Annotated in this window: 18 protein-coding genes and 1 tRNA gene; 8 read left to right on the top strand and 11 right to left on the bottom strand. The window is 61.6% G+C overall.

Going from position 1 to position 15,277, the window contains the following annotated elements; genetic code table 11:
• Window positions 1–69 precede the first annotated feature (69 nt).
• The 3 genes from DT069_RS24300 to DT069_RS24290 all read left to right on the top strand — a co-directional run bounded on the left by DT069_RS24300 (window position 70) and on the right by DT069_RS24290 (window position 1,623).
• Window positions 70–146: transfer RNA gene (locus DT069_RS24300), tRNA-Met, on the top strand.
• Between the two features lie 248 nt (window positions 147–394).
• On the top strand, window positions 395–706 hold the full coding sequence (locus tag DT069_RS24295) for a PadR family transcriptional regulator (protein ID WP_425450516.1): 312 nt from the start codon (window positions 395–397) through the stop codon (window positions 704–706).
• Entirely contained in the window at window positions 697–1,623 is a 927-nt protein-coding gene (locus tag DT069_RS24290) for a sugar transferase (protein WP_119462934.1), read from the top strand. Before DT069_RS24295 ends, DT069_RS24290 begins: the two co-directional genes overlap by 10 nt.
• 82 nt (window positions 1,624–1,705) lie before the next feature.
• On the opposite strand, the gene DT069_RS24285 is transcribed toward DT069_RS24290, so the two are convergent.
• From DT069_RS24285 to DT069_RS24250, 8 genes are all read right to left on the bottom strand, one after another.
• Window positions 1,706–3,175 carry a terminase large subunit domain-containing protein gene (locus DT069_RS24285; protein ID WP_119462933.1) on the bottom strand — a complete coding sequence of 490 codons (1,470 nt, stop codon included), beginning with the start codon at window positions 3,173–3,175 and terminating at the stop codon, window positions 1,706–1,708.
• Window positions 3,172–3,621 carry a terminase small subunit gene (locus tag DT069_RS24280; RefSeq protein ID WP_119462932.1) on the bottom strand — a complete coding sequence of 150 codons (450 nt, stop codon included), beginning with the start codon at window positions 3,619–3,621 and terminating at the stop codon, window positions 3,172–3,174. The genes DT069_RS24285 and DT069_RS24280 overlap by 4 nt, the downstream gene beginning before the upstream one ends.
• A gap of 2 nt (window positions 3,622–3,623) precedes the next feature.
• On the bottom strand, window positions 3,624–3,881 hold the full coding sequence (locus DT069_RS24275; protein WP_119462931.1) for a hypothetical protein: 258 nt from the start codon (window positions 3,879–3,881) through the stop codon (window positions 3,624–3,626).
• A gap of 64 nt (window positions 3,882–3,945) precedes the next feature.
• Window positions 3,946–4,578, bottom strand: a complete 633-nt coding sequence (locus DT069_RS24270; RefSeq protein WP_119462930.1) for a hypothetical protein — start codon at window positions 4,576–4,578, stop codon at window positions 3,946–3,948.
• A gap of 88 nt (window positions 4,579–4,666) precedes the next feature.
• Window positions 4,667–5,149, bottom strand: a complete 483-nt coding sequence (locus tag DT069_RS24265; RefSeq protein WP_119462929.1) for a hypothetical protein — start codon at window positions 5,147–5,149, stop codon at window positions 4,667–4,669.
• Between the two features lie 190 nt (window positions 5,150–5,339).
• Window positions 5,340–5,972, bottom strand: coding sequence for a hypothetical protein (locus DT069_RS24260; protein ID WP_119462928.1), 633 nt, complete (start codon window positions 5,970–5,972; stop codon window positions 5,340–5,342).
• Between the two features lie 803 nt (window positions 5,973–6,775).
• Window positions 6,776–7,273: a hypothetical protein gene (locus DT069_RS24255; RefSeq protein WP_119462927.1), complete on the bottom strand. Its 498-nt coding sequence runs from the start codon at window positions 7,271–7,273 to the stop codon at window positions 6,776–6,778.
• Window positions 7,274–7,289: 16 nt separating this feature from the next.
• The gene (locus DT069_RS24250; RefSeq protein ID WP_119462926.1) at window positions 7,290–7,934 is read right to left on the bottom strand and encodes an HNH endonuclease family protein; all 645 of its coding nucleotides are present in this window, start codon (window positions 7,932–7,934) and stop codon (window positions 7,290–7,292) included.
• Between the two features lie 158 nt (window positions 7,935–8,092).
• Between DT069_RS24250 and DT069_RS24245 the strand changes: the two genes are divergently transcribed.
• Window positions 8,093–8,779: an SOS response-associated peptidase gene (locus DT069_RS24245; RefSeq protein WP_119462925.1), complete on the top strand. Its 687-nt coding sequence runs from the start codon at window positions 8,093–8,095 to the stop codon at window positions 8,777–8,779.
• Between the two features lie 17 nt (window positions 8,780–8,796).
• Here DT069_RS24245 and DT069_RS24240 read toward each other — a convergent pair whose 3' ends face one another.
• The 3 genes from DT069_RS24240 to DT069_RS24230 form a co-directional block, all read right to left on the bottom strand.
• Window positions 8,797–11,091: an AAA family ATPase gene (locus tag DT069_RS24240; RefSeq protein ID WP_119462924.1), complete on the bottom strand. Its 2,295-nt coding sequence runs from the start codon at window positions 11,089–11,091 to the stop codon at window positions 8,797–8,799.
• The gene (locus tag DT069_RS24235; protein ID WP_119462923.1) at window positions 11,088–11,609 is read right to left on the bottom strand and encodes a hypothetical protein; all 522 of its coding nucleotides are present in this window, start codon (window positions 11,607–11,609) and stop codon (window positions 11,088–11,090) included. The genes DT069_RS24240 and DT069_RS24235 overlap by 4 nt, the downstream gene beginning before the upstream one ends.
• A 120-nt stretch (window positions 11,610–11,729) precedes the next feature.
• The gene (locus DT069_RS24230; RefSeq protein ID WP_119462922.1) at window positions 11,730–11,936 is read right to left on the bottom strand and encodes a helix-turn-helix domain-containing protein; all 207 of its coding nucleotides are present in this window, start codon (window positions 11,934–11,936) and stop codon (window positions 11,730–11,732) included.
• A 144-nt stretch (window positions 11,937–12,080) separates the two neighbouring features.
• Between DT069_RS24230 and DT069_RS24225 the strand changes: the two genes are divergently transcribed.
• From DT069_RS24225 to DT069_RS24835, 4 genes are read left to right on the top strand one after another with little or no spacing between them, the layout of a single operon-like run.
• Window positions 12,081–12,689 carry a hypothetical protein gene (locus tag DT069_RS24225; protein ID WP_162913433.1) on the top strand — a complete coding sequence of 203 codons (609 nt, stop codon included), beginning with the start codon at window positions 12,081–12,083 and terminating at the stop codon, window positions 12,687–12,689.
• 3 nt (window positions 12,690–12,692) lie between these two features.
• Window positions 12,693–13,931 carry a tyrosine-type recombinase/integrase gene (locus DT069_RS24220; protein ID WP_119462920.1) on the top strand — a complete coding sequence of 413 codons (1,239 nt, stop codon included), beginning with the start codon at window positions 12,693–12,695 and terminating at the stop codon, window positions 13,929–13,931.
• Window positions 13,928–14,437 (top strand): DUF6998 domain-containing protein, encoded by a 510-nt coding sequence (locus tag DT069_RS25145; RefSeq protein ID WP_119462919.1) that lies wholly within the window; start codon window positions 13,928–13,930, stop codon window positions 14,435–14,437. The genes DT069_RS24220 and DT069_RS25145 overlap by 4 nt, the downstream gene beginning before the upstream one ends.
• Complete coding sequence (locus tag DT069_RS24835; protein WP_162913432.1) at window positions 14,434–15,150, top strand: hypothetical protein; 717 nt, start codon at window positions 14,434–14,436, stop codon at window positions 15,148–15,150. Before DT069_RS25145 ends, DT069_RS24835 begins: the two co-directional genes overlap by 4 nt.
• Window positions 15,151–15,277: the final 127 nt, after the last annotated feature.

The raw sequence follows: 15,277 nt of genomic DNA, 5'->3' as shown, positions 1-15,277 counted from the left end.
AAGCCCGCCCGAGGGCCCGCCCGAGGCCGCCGCATCCGTCCGCCCGACACCAGCACCCAACCCACCCGCCGCGGGGTGGAGCAGCCCGGTAGCTCGTCAGGCTCATAACCTGAAGGTCAGAGGTTCAAATCCTCTCCCCGCAACCAGATAAAAAACCCGCTAGGCCAATGGCTTAGCGGGTTCTTTCGTGCGCCAAACGGGGCAAGAGGCGTGTGCCGCGGTCGATTCAATTAAGTTCATGTGAAATAACGCTTTTCCCAAGCTACCCCAACCTGTGCCGGCGAGTCCGTGTCACATGGACGGCACATAGCAGCGAGCCTCGGTTCACCTGGCGTTCTCTTCCAGATTGGAAGGTGCTTGCATTTGTGTGACCCCCCTATGTAGACTTCCTACTATGGCAACAGATCAACCGAGACTGTCGGCACAGACGCTCAAGGTTCTTGGAGCATTGATGTCGTCTTCCCAAGCCGAGTTGTCGGGCGCCGAAATTGGACGCACGACTAAACTCGCATCCGGAACCCTTTATCCAATCCTGTTGCGTTTGGAGCAGGCGGGATGGCTAGAAAGCCATTGGGAGGACGACGACCCGCGCACACTGGGTAGACCCCGGCGCCGCTTTTACCGTGTCACAGCTCTCGGGGCGAAGAGCGCAAGGGCGGCTTTCCAAGAGCTGGAACCTACATTTACGAGGCTCGCATGGAGCTGATCGGGGCCCTCCTTCTCGCCGTTTTCACGATAGTCGGTGCGGCTGTATCAATTCAGTTATCAGCAGAATTTAAGGTGTGGGTGCCCTGGATCACAGAGCGTCTCATCGAACGCGCTGTACAAAACCTACCTCCGGATCAGCGCGAACGGTTTGCAGAGGAGTGGCGGAGCCACGTCAACGACATACCGGGAGAGATCGGCAAGCTTGTCGTCGCTCTCGGCCTCCTGCCAGCCTCTCGCAAAATGGCGTTTAACCTGGATCATGGATATGAATGGGGCTGGTTCGCGGAAATCGTGAAACGCACCTCCGACATCGTCATCGGTCTGGCTTTGTTATTCTTCACGTTACCGGCGACGGCGCTCACTACGCTCGCCATCCTGCTCGAGGACGGCCGCCCGATCTTCTATCGGCAAGAGAGGGTTGGACTGAACGGTCGGATCTTCTCGGTATTGAAATTCCGGACCCTGCGGGTCGACCCGGAGAATGAAGGCATTCCGCGCTGGGCGGCGATCAACGACTCACGCGTGACAACGGTCGGGGCGTTCATCCGCAAGATGCGAATCGACGAAATTCCTCAAATCTACAGTGTGTTGCGAGGCGACATGAGCTTCATAGGTCCGCGTCCGGAGCTTCCGTCCGTTGTCGCCGACCTCGCCCGGGAGATCCCATTCTATCAATATCGGCATATCGTGAAGCCAGGCATAATTGGTTGGGCCCAAGTTAATCAGCCTTATGGAGCGTCTCTCAAGGATGCGCGCCAGAGGCTCACGCACGATCTTTACTATTTGAAGAATCGCAGCCTCATATTGGAGTTCACCATTCTTATCCGCGTGCTCCGCATAGTCTTGTTTCCTATTCCGAAGGAACGGGAGTTTATCCGCAAGATCTGGCTCAAGCTCTGGCCATACCGGGACTGATAGATTCAAACTGTACGATGGTCCTGCGTGCGCACGCGAATAGCGGCGAATCGGTCGAGCCAAGATCTTGTGGCGTCCGGCATCAGCCGGAGAACGGGTTGTAATCGACGTCACGCGCCATCCGCGTACCGAACGACTCCCGATCGCCGAACATCGGGTAATCCACATCCCGCGCGATCCGGGCCCGCTGGTTCGGGTCGCGGCGCTTCACCCGGTTCATCACCACATCGGCCTCGCCGCCGCCAAGCTGGAGATACTGCAGGGCGTCATGCGGATGGCTGTGGGCGTTCTTGGCCGGCACCTCGTGGTACTGGTTCCCGCGGGCCGTGCGGACGGCCTTGTAGTGATAGCCGCCTGAGAAGCCCTTCCGGAGCGTGGAGCACTTCGACGACAGGGCAAACCCGGGCCGGCCGTCGACCATCCGGTTCAACGCGCCCTTGACCACCTCGAGCCGCATGGTGATGTCGTTCGACGGGGCGCTCTTCCAGCACCAGCCCGTCACCTCCTTGAGAATGCCGAGCGCGGTGCGCTCGTCGGTCTGCGCCCGCTGGTTGCCGGCCGGATCGCCCCAGCCGGCGGCAATGTCGTGGTGCGGATAATGCTGGCGGAGATAACTGGCCAGCGTCTCGCCAAACCGTGTGATGCCCACATTGTCCGCGATGATCTCGTCGAGAATGAGCCATCGTCCATCCGCCAGCTTCTGCCCGATCACCGCGGCCGGCGTGAGCCCGAAGTCCACACCGATCATGAGCGCCAGGTTTTCGACGGGCTCGATCGGCGCGACGTGAACGGAGTCGCGCCACATCGGGAAGACCGGCTTGCCCTCGGTCACATAGCCATAGTCGCCGTGGACATAGACGCGGATCCAGTCTTCGTCCTTGCCGCCGAGCAGCCGCTCGTAGTAGCCGGTTGGCAGGTTTGCGATGTTCTCAGCCTCCGGGGAAAGCCCGCTCGGTTGCTTGAAGAAGGACCACCCTTCCGGCGTCTCCTCCTCCGCCAGCTTGTACCACCAGCTTTCGCTGTCGGGCGGGTTTGTGTCCATCAAGATTCCGCTCCAGGTGGCGCCGCCCTGCACCTTAGACGGATAGCGGCCCACGCGGCCGGTCAGCGTGTCGACGATGCCCTTGGGGATCTCCCGGGCCTCGTTGATCCAGGCGCCGGTCAATTCCAGCGACAGGAGCTTGCGCGCGTCCTCGTCGCGATCGAGCGCCAGGAACAACACCTCCACGTCAAGCTCGCCGGTTTTGATGTGGTGGCGAATCGGGCTGTCGAAGGTCAGCTTGCCGAACTCCGGCGGGCACCAGTCGCCCCAGGTCTTCAGCGTTGTCGTCTTCAGCTCGGGATACGAGTTTCGGATGATCGCCCAGCGCGACCGGCGCACGCCGTCAGGGCCGGGTGCCTGCATCTGCGCTCGCCGGAGGATTTCCATGGCGGCGGCAACCGACTTGCCGGCGCCGATCGGTCCCATGAGGCCACGGACGAATGCGGAGGATCTGTGGAAGGCCAGGACAGTCGGGCCGGCGGGGAGATAATCTCTTGTCTGCCCGTTCATGAGAAGGGATCCACATCATGGATGGTTCGCGGTCCTCTAGGCCCAATTGGCAGGGCGTCATCGACGCCGATGATCCGGACCTGAAAGCCGCCGAGTTGCCGTTGGTCGACCCGCTCGACCATCAGGCCGGCAAGCTTGGCGCGGAGCTCGATCACCCGGGCAAGCGCTGTCGCGTTGCCGGTCTCCCGGGCAAAGTCCATAGCTTGGTCGAGTTCCTTCATGGCGCTGTCGGCCGAATAGCTCGCACGCGCCTGCAGTTCCGAACGAGCCTTCTCGATCATCTCCTGAACGGTCGGATCCTTGAGCAGCCGAGAGGCGGTCTTGCGGGCTGACGCCGGCGCATATCCGATCGCTCGTGCGGCTGCACTCGCGCTGCCGCCCTTCAGATAGTGGGCGGCAAAGTCCGTCGCTTTCTCGATGGAGACTCCCTTTGGCCTGCCGGCCATGATTAAGACCCCAACAGCGTGCGGCTGGAGGTGGTCGGCGAGCCCAGGAGCCCGCGACTGCCGGTCAGGATGGTGGACGCGCGGCCGCGGGCCTTGCGCTCGGCTTCAGCCGCACGGGCCATCTCCTCAGCCGTGCCGTTGTCATCGGTCGGCGATGGAGGAGCCTCGGGCATGACGACATCCGGCGCGTCCGGGATAAGGCCCACGGCGTCGAGCACTGCTCTGACCGGGCTGAGTACCTTCTTGACCAACGATCCCATTGGAAAACCTCACATGATTTATGGAGTTGAAAAGTGTATTCCCCCGAAAACTGCGCGGGCCGCCTCATTTCCGGCCGCGGCTGCGGTAGCGGACCTCTTGCCTCGTCGCATGCTCGACGATCATGCAGACGACTGATGCGGCATTGCCCGCGCCGCTGTCCTCCAAAAATGTAATGAAATCGGGGTGTTTCGCGCCAACCTGCCGGATGAAATCCTGCGCCAGGGCCTGCTTCTGCGGCCACTCCGCGCCGTATTTGTTTTCGAGAAAAACTTCCTGCTGTCGCGTCCATGTCGCCTGCGTCGCCGGAGTCATGGTGTCCCAAATCCCGTTGATTCTCGCGCACTCGGAAGCGACGAAATTCCCGATGCCGCGGGGCAGCTCCATCGTGCTGAGCCAGGCCCGGGCCGTGGTGTCGACCTGCATGAGCTGTTCGTTGCTCAATGATTCGCCCAGGCTCGACGCGATGCCCGAAAAATTGGGCGTTTCAAACTCGCGGCTATCGGCGATCGGAAAGCCCTGGTCGATCGCCTGCGCTTCATAGGCCATGACTTCGGGCGACGGGGTGGCTTCGGTCCCTGGTGGAACGACCGGGGCGGCCGGCGCCTGCTGCTGATCGGGATGCGTTCCAGCCTTGCGCATCCAGCCGTCCATCATCTGAACCTGCTCGGGCGTGAAGCCGCCGTTGTCGACATGCACGAGAGGAGCGTCGGGGCCGGGAGCGCCGGCCGGTGCTGCAGGGGCGGCGGGAGCGCCGGCCGGTGCGGCAGGGGCGCCAGAAGGTACGTCAGTCATGAGGAGTCCTTTCACGAACGGTTACGGGTAAGTCGGCGAGTTTGGCGGGGCGCAGCTGCTCGCGGGTGGCGGATATCGTTTGCGGGGGAATGAACACGTCGACGCTCACCGCGGAAAATTCGACGATCTGGCCCAGCTTGCCGCTGTCCGGAAACCGCACCCGCGTACCCTGCTCGATCAGGCTGCCCCGGTGGACGGCGAAGGGCTCGCCGATCGGTTCCCCGTTCTCGTCGAGCCAGCGGACAAAGAAGCCGGTGAAGTCTTTGACGGTGCCGATTCTCTCGCCGTCAGGTGTGGCCACGACAACCCAAACGCCAGGGCGGACTTGGCCTATCTCGTCCACCAGGGGCGGCAATGGCGCCGTGGGGGCCGGGGTGACGTGACGCTGACGACGCAGCAGCCGGTGCAGCCAGCCGCGCCGCTTGCTCTTCTTCGGCTTGGGCGACAGCTTATCGACGTAGAGTTTTCCAGCCATGGTTCCGTCTCAACGATTACGATGCGGCCAAGGTGACGTCCCGCACGCGCGAGAAACTTGTGGATGCTCGGGACCCCCTATCGCTGCGGCTCGAGGCGCTGCGGCGGCCCCCCGGCACCCCCCGCCGGGTCTTTGCGGGAAAGCTCAGAAACCGGCCGAAAGATCCAGAGCGTCGACGGTCATCAGCACCTCAGGCGGCGCGCCGGCCGCTGCGGACCTGACCGACATAGGCGTTGGCATCGGCGATCCGCTCCGCCAGCGTCGGCACACCGACCGCACCGAACGGCAGCGTCCCGGCGAACGGCACCCCGTCCTTGATGGCCGCGGCGCGGATCGATGCGTTGATGGTGTCGAGATGCAGCAGGGCAGCGTCGGGGTGCATGGCCACAGGGGCCGCGTTGGCGATGGCAGCGCCGGCCTCATGCACCTTGTCGAGCGATGCGACATAGGCGGCCAGGTGCTCCTCTGCCTCCTTGGCGGCTTGCTCCCGGGCCTTCGTGTGCTTCTCCACCTCCAGCCAGCGGCGCTCTTGCTCGGCGGCAGCGTCCTCGGTGTCGCGGTCTACCTTGCGGTTCCGGGCTTCCCTAAGCGCGCCGTCGAGCTCGGCAATGCGGCCCTGAGCAGCCACCAAGGCGCCCCGGGCCTTCTCCGCCCGCTTGCGGGCAACGTCGTTGTCCGAACCCTCCGCCTCGAGGAAAGCGGCGTTGGCTTCCTTCTGAGCTGTGTCCAACTCGGCTTGCGCGCCGGCAAGCTTCGCCTCAAGGCGAGCGATGGTCTCAGCATCGCCTCCAATGAAGGGTCTAAGAAGTGCTTTAAGGGACATTTTCAGGTGCTCCAAACCTAAATTCTTGGGACACTTTAGCGTAATCTGTGGGAGAGTCCAGAGAAAGTCGGTGTTCTGAAAGTGAAACCGAAGTACACGTAACAGATAGTCACATTGAATACTAATTCATCCCATAGCGTGCTGTTCTGTTTGTCTACTCGCATGCCCACACGCTGCGACTGCGGCCGCCGATCGGCAGCCCAACCGTCTCGGCACATGTGCGGCACATGGCGTTGTAAGACTTTGTACTGGAAGGGAAAAAACGTGACCTTCAGGTAGATTACCTGACAGCACGCCAGTTTGTGCGGCGATCAGCGCAAGCAAAAGAGGCCCCGCGGATAGGGCGGGGCTTGATGCTCAGGGGGTGTGTGGCAGCGGGTCGGTCGGCCGGCGGCTGCTGGCGAAGCGGCGATCTATCTCCCCGCACCCATCCTCGAACGCCGCTTGGCTCCGGCGCCGGCGCTTGAGACGCGCCACCGTTGTGCACTCGACGAAATCGCACCGTCCGCACGCGCGGGGCGTCGTGCCTTTCAATTACCTCAGAACCACGGGGCGGGGCACGGGACACGGGACACTCCTATAGGAGTGTGTCCCGCGTGTCCCATGGGGTGCCGGCGGGACAAAATCCTGATGTCCCGTCCATGTCCCGTGTGTCCCGTGCGGGGAGTAACACGTTGATTATCCTCGAAATGGAAAATTTACTTCGGACAGCACCGGGACATTTTATAATTTTCTTTCGGGACATTGGGCCATGTCCCGACAGCAGTTCTTGGTCGAGGCGCGGTGGCCGATCGTTCGTCGATCTAATGCCCCTGAGCCTTCAAGATTTCATTGGCAATGTCGGTAACTACGGTAGATATCCCTTCCCTGAGTACCGACTGGAGATCCGGCTTCGGCTGATTCATGACAGCGCCCTGGTCGTAGGCAAGCACGTACGCATAGTGCCCCTCGGGTGTCTCCGCATAGCGGTAAAGGCGTACGGACAGTCGGGCGACACAGAGGTTGTTCAAAGGCTCGCCCATTGCATAACCTAGCGGTGTGATGGACAGGCCGTACCCTGCGCCTGCGGAAACTTGCTGCGGTGCTTGGGTGAGCGGAATTCCGGAGCGGCGGAGGATCAGTTCTGCCTCGGCCTTCAGGCTCTCGGGCCGCGGCAGACAGCCATCCTTTACCTTGTCGGCCACGTACACATAGATAAGCCGGACCAGGCGGAGCTCGTCGCCGTCCTGATACGAGCCCTCTGCCAGCGCCGGTGCATTCAGGGCCAATAAAATGAAGATCGCACCAATGATTTGCTTCATGATTCCCCCCTCGATCTCAGCAGCCGCTCAACACTTCCCGGATAGCCGCGGCCTCCGCTTCGTCCATGGTCAATGACCACCGCTGTTTGACGGTCAGCCAAATGGCGACGTACTCACAGTGGAACGCTGTGTTGGGCGGAAGCCATTTCGCGGGATCCCGAGCGCCTTTTGAGCCGTTCTCGGACCCGTAGACGGCAATCAGGTGATGCTCATATGAGAGATCGTTTGCATATGCGCGGCGCTCTTCGTCCGACCACGCGTAGGCCCCTGATCGGTGCGCTTCCTTGAGCGGCACAAAGTGGTCGATCTCCACATCGTCAGCGCTCGTGTATATCTGATCGGTGTAGGGGTCATACCATTGCCCCTCTACAACCCTGCAGCGGCTTGGGCTGCTGGTCGGCTCGATTGTGACCGGGATTAGGCTTTCTTCTACCAGGACCGCGCCGCGGACGTCGTAGCACTGCCCGTCGACCCGCCGCCAGCCTCCATAGTGAGTCCCACGGATATATTCAACGTCCGCTTCGGGTTCGATTGGAACGGGTATCGGTGGAACCGCTAATGTGACTGAGTCGGGAACCGTTGGTGCCGGCTCCTTGATCGGCGGCTGCCGAGTAGCGCAACCTGCTATTATCAAAGACAGGCCAAAGAAGAAGAGCACCATCCGAGGTGCCCGGTACCCCCGCTCGCTCACTGCAGCTCCCCCCTTTACTCGGCAATGCCGAGGGAACCAGTGTAGGCGACTTTACCTGCCTGATCACTAATTGATGGCGCTAAAGATCAGCTTGTCCCTGAGTTCTAAATCGGGTTCTGATACAGACCATGTGCGGCCGCTACACCCATGCCCTGACCTGGCGGGAAATCGTCCGGCTCTATCGGATCACCGAGCCGCCGGCTGAGCGTGCTCCCAACCTCGAGCCGCGCTACAACATGGCGCCGACACAGCAGGCGCCTGTGGTGCGCTACAACCCGGAGACCGGCGGCCGCAGCCTGGATCTGCTGCGCTGGGGCTTGGTTCCCCATTGGGCGAAGGACATGACGATCGGCAACAAGCTGATCAACGCCCGGGCCGACGGGATCGACACCAAGCCCTCATTCCGGTCCGCATTCGCCAAGCGGCGCTGTCTGGTGCTGGCCAGCGGCTTTTATGAGTGGAAGAAGGAAGGAGCGAATAAGCAGCCCTACGCAATCACGCTGATGGACGGCTCCATGTGCTTCGCCGGCCTATGGGAGAACTGGAAAACGCCCGAAGGCGACTGGCTCCGAACTTTCACCATTATCACGACAGAGGCCAATGATCTGGTGGCGCCCATCCATAACAGAATGCCGGTGATCCTCGATCCGGCCGACCACGCTGTGTGGTTGGGTGAGCAGCCAGCGGAGGCCGAGGAGTTGAAGGCGCTGCTGAGGCCCTATCCGGCTGAGAAGATGACAGCCTATCCGGTCAGCAGCCGAGTCAACTCCCCGAAGAACGATGACCCGCAGGTGGCGCTGCCTCTAGATCTGTGACCACCTCCAGGTCAGTCCTAGAACAGCTGCGCCCCACTCGGCGCCTCAAACTCTTGTGACGCAGGGGGGCGAACGATCCAGGCGAATCGCCGATCGAGCTGCTTCTCGTCCGACGTTCGGACCAGACGGCTCTTGACCAGCTGCTCAACCGCCCGGGAGAACGTCCGCCGCTTCACCTCGGGAGTGCTGTCGGCCATCTTCTCGTAAAACGCAGCCTGCCAGCGCTTCGCCGACACGATCCTTGCGCCCTTCGGCGCGCCCCAGCCCACGCCCTCCGGCGCTGGCTCGCCGTCACTATCGAGCGCCTGCTGCAGCGCCTCGTAGGCATCCTTCGTGCGCCCCTCGATGTGCAGCGCCAAACGCGCGTCGGCGGCCGCTACTTCCTTGAAGACAGGCACCGTGTCCAGCGAGCCGTCTAGGCATTCGATCGTTACGGGTTCCAAATCGAAGGTGAACGTTTCGCCAGTCTCGCCATCGCGCTGCTTTTGGATTTTCACGTTGGGTTTGGAGACGTACAGCATCGTGTCGACCCGGCCCTCGAGGCTCGAGTGGCCCCGCGGACCGTTGGCTTCATTCTTGCCGGTGTGGTGGACAAGCAGCACGTTTGCCTTCGTCTGCTTCCTGATGATGTGACACTTCTCATGAAGCGCCGTCATATCCTTGGCAGAGTTCTCGTCCGCGCCAGAAGTCACCGAGGCCAGCGTATCGATAATGATCAGCCTGACCTTGGCGCCGGTTTCCCGCTCAAACTCGCGCACCCTGCTAATAATCTCCGGCGCGTCACTCTCTGACCGGTAAAGATTCATTCCAAGATCGGACGTGATGACGCCAAGGGGCTCGTCAGCGTTGAGCCCGCAGTGCTTCCGGATCGCCAGCAACCGGCGGAACAGCGCCGCCTCTCCCTCGCCTGCGACGATCACGACGCCGCCCTGCAGCACGGGCCGGCCGTAGAACGGTGATCCGGTCGATATGCAGGTTGCTAGGTGCGTCGCCAGGAAAGTCTTTCCTTCGCCCGGTGCGCCGTAGACGACCGACATCTCTTCCTGTCCGAGCACATCGCCGATGAGCCAGACCTTCTTGGCCGCGGGCCGGATGTCCTGCAGGCGCGTCAGCGTCAGCTTGGGCCGGGATGCCTTTAGATCAGAGCTTTCCTTGGCCCGCACATTCGGTGCCTCGATCGCAGCAGTAGCGCCGACATCGTTGACCGGCTCGAACTGCGATTCGGGCGCGGCGCTGCCGGGTCGCTCGGCGCCATAGCTAAAGGCGTTGGCAACCTTCTTTTCCAACTCGTCGAGCGGCCAAGGCGGAGAACATCTACCGTTCCAGTGCTCCACCATCAGCTGCAGACAGTGCGGCTCGTCGACGCCGAAGTCCTTCACCCGGCAGGCGACCGTGTAAGTGGTCGAGTCGCCGCCAGCGCCCTCAGTGGCGAGCGGTGCTTCCTCCAGCAAATATCGCTTGGCGCGCTCGGCCGCGCGCTCCGGGTCTATGCCCGGGACCGGCTCAACTGTCTTCTCAGCACGCTCGGGGGCGCGGCCGCACCGGTCTATGAGCCATTGAGGGGCGGGAGCAACGGGCCGGTCGTCGCCGACATAGACTCCTTTCTCAGTGACGCTGCCAGCCGCGACGATGTAGCCCCCCTTTGACCGGATATCGACGCCAGGCGCCAGCACGTTGGCGCCCTGCTTAACCGCAGCAGGGCAGCGGAACACGTAATGGTGGCCACCTGTCGGGGTGGCTTGCGTATAGGTCGGCGAGAGCTCGCGCCCTGCCTCCATCAGCTTGGCGAGTTCCCCGTCTCCATCCTTGCCCGACTTATTATCGGCGTCGATGACCAGCAGAGCCCCGTCGTCGCCGAAGCGCGATGTGCTGATGCCGATATTGGCGGTCGGCCACCGCGCGCCCCAAGCTTTGATCTGTTCCGGGTCGCGAGTAGCCCGCTCCGGGAACTTCTTGATGTGCGGCTGATCCTTTGTCCCGGCGCGGACAGGAAAAATGTGATAGCCGCGGGCCACTAGATCGAGCGCCTTATCGAGGAATCCGCCGGCCGGCCCGCTTGGCGCATCGTCCGCCGGCTCGTCGCGCGGCAATTCACCGAAGATTGCCGCCACCTGCAGCCGCTCGGCTAGAGCGGCGGAAGGGGGGCGCTTGCCGCGGAGCACTTCGAGCAAGATCTTCTCGTCGGTGCCAAGCCGCCCGGCTATCTCCCGCGACTTTGCGCCCTGCCGGTCCTCCGACAGTCCGGTCAACTGACCTACGATGATGTTTTGAACCGCCTCGATATCGGCGCTGGTTAGAGTCGCGTCCATCATCGCCGCCCCTTTCTCGCCTTCACGAGGAACCAGAACCCGTAAATCTCGACGTCATCAGGGAGCGGTTGCCAGGCTTCTGCATAGGCGCTCGTCGGGTCAGCGTCGGCAATCTGATAGGACAACTCTGCAACGCGATCGCGAAGCTTTGCGAGCTCCGGCATGAGGGCGTTAAAGCTCTGCGGCTTGCTTCGGATCCAATCCATAACCCGCTCGGACAGGATGTCGTGGATCTCCTCCAACTCGCAAGCGGTGGCCCGAAGATCGAGACCGGGCCGCGGTATCCAGTCGCCGCTTTCCACGATCAGAGCGAAGACGATGTGGATGTCGGGATTCTCGACGCTTGGAAGCTCGATTGTGAAAGGCCACGGTTCCGGACCAGCATCAGCCCAGATCTTCAACTTGGCGAGATCATCGTTAGAACGGCCGGCTACTGCATCGTTCCAAAAGGCGCGAATATCCAGGATGTGTTGCTCTTCGAGAGCTTGAATATCGGCAGGATTTTTGCTATTGCTTTTCACGTCCGAAGTCCTTTCGTAAATGTCCGAAGATTAGCGCCGGCCGTGATCCACCGCGGCCGGTGCCTTCGTTTATGCTGCGGCTGATTGGCGCGCTGTGGCGCGGCGCATCGCTGAAATCGGTCAGGCCGCTTCGCAGCCGAACAGCCGATCGAAGGGGCCTCGAGGGATCAGGATCTTTCCGCCAATCCGGCGCGACGGGATCTCGCCGTTCTTGATTGCCGCATAGAAGGCGTTACGGCTCATCGGCACTTTCCCCCGTGCCTCGGCCACCGTGTAAGCGTGCCGCGCGTCCGCGGCCGTTTCGAACTGTTCCTTTGTATGAGCCATTGTCGCACCTTTGCGTTGTGAGTCGCCCCGGAACCTTCCGTTTGGGGTCGCGTAACAGGATGCCTCTTTTTGTGATTGCGCGGTAGCCAAGGTACGGTTATGGTAGCAAGAGAATGGCTACATAAACGTTCCAAGGAAAACCGCATGCCCAGAAAATCGACAGGCCGCCCGCCGGGCAGGCCACCGAGAGCGGAGAAGACGACCGTGCCCTTCTCGATTCGGATGGACACCAACCTTCGGGCTGCCCTTGAAAGGGAGGCGAAGAAGAAAGGCCAGTCGCTCCGAGAGGAAATCGAACACCGGCTCCGCAACTCCTTCGAGGCCGGGCTTCAACGTAGTTGGGATGAGCGCTTATCCGAGATGTTCGGTGGTCGCGAAAACCTTGGGCTCATGCTGGCAGCCTGCCAACTCATCCGTTGGATCGAAATAGACACCGGGCGCCCCTGGCATGCCGACGCGTTCTCAACGGCTCAGGTTTCTGCCGGTGTGGCTGAGTTGATCAAGGTGCTTGGGACCAAGGGCGACCCATCGCCCCCGGATAACCTCCCATCCTATCTGCGCGGGCAAGAGGACAAGCTGTGGGAGCCGAAGCTTTGGGGCCTTCTGGAACAAATCCGCATGGCGCCCGATCAGCGGCCGGAGGATCGCCCAAACGAAGACGGCAGCTTTGTCCGTTACTCAGACACAATGAAGCGCTCCCCGATTATCAAGCAGTTTCTCGGGTCTCTCGTCGATCGGCTCAAGGGAGGTTGAACCATGGCCAGTGTCCGCAAGCGCAAATGGAAGACCGCTGCAGGTGAGGAGCGCATCGCCTGGATCGTGGATTATCTCGACAGCCGCGGCGAGCGGCAGCGGCCACACTTCACCACGAAGAAGGAAGCCGATCGGTTCAGGATCAGGATTGAGAGCCAGCTATCGGACGGTACCTATCGGCCCGACGCGGACAAGGTGACGGTCAAGGAAGTAGGTGAAACCTTTGTCGAGCATTGCGAAGGGCGCATGCGGCGAAACGAGCGCATGACGCGGAAAATGCTGACCGTCTATAAGGGGCACATTAACAATCACATCTTGCACGCCGAACACGGGATGGGCGGCCGGAAGCTTTCGCAGTTGACGGCGCGCAGTGTGGGGGAGTTCCGCGACAAGATGCGCGAAGCGGGAGTCACCGTGCCGACGGCCCGGAAGATCCTTGCGACCCTCCACAGCCTACTCGAGTTTGCCATTTCGCAAGATTGGGTTGCGGTCAACGCGGCGCATGGTGTGCGGGTCATCGGCCCGCGAGAGGAGGGCTCAAAGAAGATCGTGCCTCCGTCCAAGGAAGACATGCGAACGGTCATTGAAGCGGCAGCCGCGGAAGACAGGCGCAAGGCTCTTGAAGCCGCAGTGAAGGAGGACAAGCGAAAGCCAACCTCCGCGGAGGAAGCGGACTTGCAACTCGTGCTGCTGTTCGCCGCGTCGACCGGGGCGAGGGCGGGAGAGCAATGGGCGCTGCGCTGGCGGGACTTGGACCTTGCGACGGGCGAGCTCCACATCACCCGTCGCGTCGACGTCTACGGGGAGGAGGGCGCGCCCAAGAGTGCGGCCGGCGTGCGTACAGTGCCGGTGTCGGGGCATCTGGTGACGATGCTGAAGGTGTGGAAGGCCCGGTCCAAGTTCTCCAAGCCGGATGATTTGGTCTTCCCCAACAGCGACGGAAATCACACCGGCCATGACAACTTTGTAAAGCGGCGGTTCCTGCCGTTGTTCGATCGGCTCAGGGAAGCCCACAAGGAGGATCCGGTGAACGCGTCGGCGGCGCCGCAGCGCTTCAACTGGCATGGGCTCCGGCATTTCGCCGTGTCATGCTGGATTGACGCGGGGCTGAAGCCGAAGACAGTTCAAACTTTTGCCGGCCATGCGTCCCTTCAGGTAACGATGGATCGATATGGGCACCTGTTTCCGAGTGAGGATCACCGGAAGGCAATGGACCAGATCGCGAAGGGGCTGTTTGCATGACTGAGGCTTTCGTCCGCGAGCTGCCCGACCTGCTCAACCGCCTTTTCGAAATCGTGGACTGCTTGGAGCGGTTTGTCCCACAGCGGAAGTTTACGCCAGACGGCCATCTTGTGGGTAGCATTGGAGATGCGGTGGCTGCGTATGCTTATGGCCTTGCCCTTCTGTCCCAAAGCGGGGCCATTCACGACGCATCTGCAGCGAGTGGCCAGCTTGTTCAGGTCAAGCTCACCGGGAGAGACCGTAACGTCCAGCTGACCCATCCTTATGAGCACTTAATCGTGTTGCGGCTCACCGGCCGCCGCGAGTTTCGGGAGGTGTACAATGGACCGGGTGCGCCCCCTTGGGCGCTAGTAGCCGATCAGAAGCCGCTTGGGGCGCAAAGACCAATTAGTTTGACAGTTTTGCAGCGGCTACAGAACAGCACTCCGGCGGATCTCCGCATTCCGCAAATTCGTTCATTTCCCGTTTGGAAGTGCTCAGAGCCAGCCGGAAGCGAAACGCTATGAAATCTACGGACATTGATGCCCACTTTGAGCGTGTTGTCGGCCCGCTATGGCAGGAGCTTCGCGGCGGCCTGTGGCACTCAACACCGTCACACCGATTCAGGGGTATTCTCGAAACCGGTGATATTCGGCACAACGCGGCACTTCTCGATGACGAGCATCGGTGGGCAGAAGACGGAACCACATGTTGCCGTGCAATGGAAGGTGTAAGCCTTTTTGATTTTCGCGACGCGGACTGGGCTTGGCTCTTGGCAGATGGACATGAGCGTGATCCTTGGCACGGGTTCCTCCGTCCGCCCGGCTCATTCGCGCCGGTCGATTGTTGGATATCGTCCATCTGGGTAGCCGTCGATCGTGAGAAGCTTAGCGGCTTCGTGCCCATTAAGAGAGTGGGCGAATATCGTCGCACCGCAGCGGGTGATGCTTTGCGCACGAGATGGATGACCGGCATCGAGGCTTGCCACAAAGGATCGATCTCACTCGACGCGTGCTCCCGCATCGTGATCGTCTGCGCCGCCGATTCGAGGGAGTTCCGCTCGGTCAACCTCCATCCAATCGAGCAGGCACGGACGGTAGTAGAAGCGGCGGATGCCGACTGGCGCGAGCGGTTTGCCGAGCACTATCGAGTGACAGGAATGCCGATCACGGAGCGCCTGGCACACCAGCGGCACACGGCGACAAGGAAGCGGAGAAATAACAATAGCTTAGATGGTTAAAAATTCACACTCATAACCTGAAGGTCGCAGGTTCAAATCCTGCCCCCGCAACCACCGATAGCTTACACGCCAGACACGCAAACGCCCGCCCCCGAGACATCGGAGGCGGGCGTTTGCGATTCGTCGC

Origin of the sequence: Virgifigura deserti (assembly GCA_003576685.1) — a bacterium.
GTDB classification, from domain to species: Bacteria; Pseudomonadota; Alphaproteobacteria; order Dongiales; family Dongiaceae; genus Virgifigura; species Virgifigura deserti.
Note: the sequence above shows the minus strand (reverse complement) of the source record. Positions and strands in the feature narration are given on the sequence as shown.